Source organism: Virgibacillus oceani, assembly GCF_014638995.1.
In the GTDB taxonomy this organism is placed as follows: domain Bacteria; phylum Bacillota; class Bacilli; order Bacillales; family Amphibacillaceae; genus Virgibacillus_E; species Virgibacillus_E oceani.
This window is the reverse complement of the sequence record NZ_BMFR01000038.1, coordinates 1-1,832: the sequence shown is the minus strand read 5'-3', so window position 1 is coordinate 1,832 and position 1,832 is coordinate 1. Positions and strand designations below refer to the sequence as shown.

General features: G+C 38.3%; 1 protein-coding gene. It reads left to right on the top strand.

Going from position 1 to position 1,832, the window contains the following annotated elements:
- Positions 1–81: 81 nt before the first annotated feature.
- Positions 82–1,800 carry an IS1634 family transposase gene (locus IEV74_RS19535; protein ID WP_188457024.1) on the top strand — a complete coding sequence of 573 codons (1,719 nt, stop codon included), beginning with the start codon at positions 82–84 and terminating at the stop codon, positions 1,798–1,800.
- Positions 1,801–1,832: the final 32 nt, after the last annotated feature.

Genomic DNA, 1,832 nt, shown 5'->3' with positions numbered 1-1,832 from the left:
ATTTTTTTATTTTTTCCACGTTATATTTTAATAGCGTAATATAGTGTTATATGGTATAATAGATTAAAGGTGGGTGATGGAATGCATTTAAAAAGGACGAAAACAAAGAATGGAAGGATTCATCTAAGCATCGTTGATTCCTATTACGATAAAGAAAAGAAATATGCCAGGCAGAAAACCGTTGAAAGCTTGGGCTATCTGGACGAAGCGGAGAAACGCTACGACGATCCGATCGCCCACTTCCAACAACGTGTCGAGGAATTAAAAAAGGCAAAAAAGGAACAGAAAGAACCCATACGCTTAGAATTGTCCATCGATGATAAATTGGCAAAAGAAAAAGCATATCGAAAAAATTTTGGTCATGTCATACTTAGTCATATTTATCACTATCTCGGTTTACATACCTTTTGGAAAAATCGTTCTCATCGCCGCAAGTTTTCTTTTGATGCCAACATTATTTTTAAATTATTAATTTTTACACGTCTGTTGTACCCGGGTTCCAAATACCAATCCTTTGAAAATCGCTCTTTATTTTTTGAACGAAATAACTTCAACCTCCAGGATGTTTACCGGGCACTGACTTTCTTTAACGAAAAAAAGGATGATGTCCTAAAGTGGCTACATGATCAGATAACGGAAAAGTATGGGCGAGATACCTCCCGTGTATTCTATGATGTCACCAATTATTATTTTGAAACGGATACAGTGGATGAGGAGGATTTTCGCCGCAAAGGTGTTTCCAAAGAACATCGTCCCAACCCGATTGTTCAAATGGGGTTATTTATGGATAATCAAGGCATACCCATCACGTATCAATTATTCCCTGGCAACACGAATGACTGTATGACCTATCGCCCGAACCTGAAAAAAATGAAATTGGATTATGGTATCAAGCGTGCGGTTGTCGTGGCAGACAAGGGCATGACTACTGGGGATAACATTTGGTATACGTTATCAGCTAAAGATGGCTATGTATTCAGTATGTCTGTACGCGGAGCAAATAAAGAACTCAAAGATTACGTCATCAATGAAACCGGTTATGAATGGCTTGGACATGAATACAAACGAAAGTCGCGACTCTATCCGAGAGAGATTCAAGTGACAGCAAAAAACGGAAAAAAAGTAACGAAGCAGGTGCATGAAAAGCAAGTCGTGTTTTGGAGTGAAAAATATGCGAAAAAGGCCAAGTATGAACGAGAAAAGGTACTTCAAAAGGCACGGGCATTAATCGAAAGGCCAGGGGCATATAAACGAGCCACGTCTATAGGAGCCAGCAGTTATATTAAAAATATAACCTTTGATAAGAAGACTGGAGAAATCCTAACCCCGAAGAAGCAATTACAGTTGGATGAACAGAAAATCAAAGAACAGGAAGCACTGGATGGATATTATGTATTGATTACCAGTGAATACAAGGAGACGGATGATGCCATCATTGACATGTATCGGGGCTTGTGGCGCATTGAGGAGACTTTTCGCGTTACCAAGAGTGATTTAGAAGCGCGTCCAGTCTATGTATCCAGAAAAGAACATATTGAAGCACACTTTTTAACTTGTTTTGTGTCACTTACCATTATCCGGCTATTGGAGCTGGAGATGGAAGGAAAGTTTACGGTGCCACAACTGTTGAATAGCCTACGAAAAACAGAGTGTACGGAGATCAACCAGAATTACTACATATTTGATTATTATGATGATATTTTAGAAAAACTCGGTGAACAATTTCAAATTGATTTTTCCGCCAGATACCGGCGATTAGGAGAAATTAAAAAAATTTTAGCACAGACGAAAAAAAGATAAATTTCACTATGAAAATAGGACAAAAAAAGACA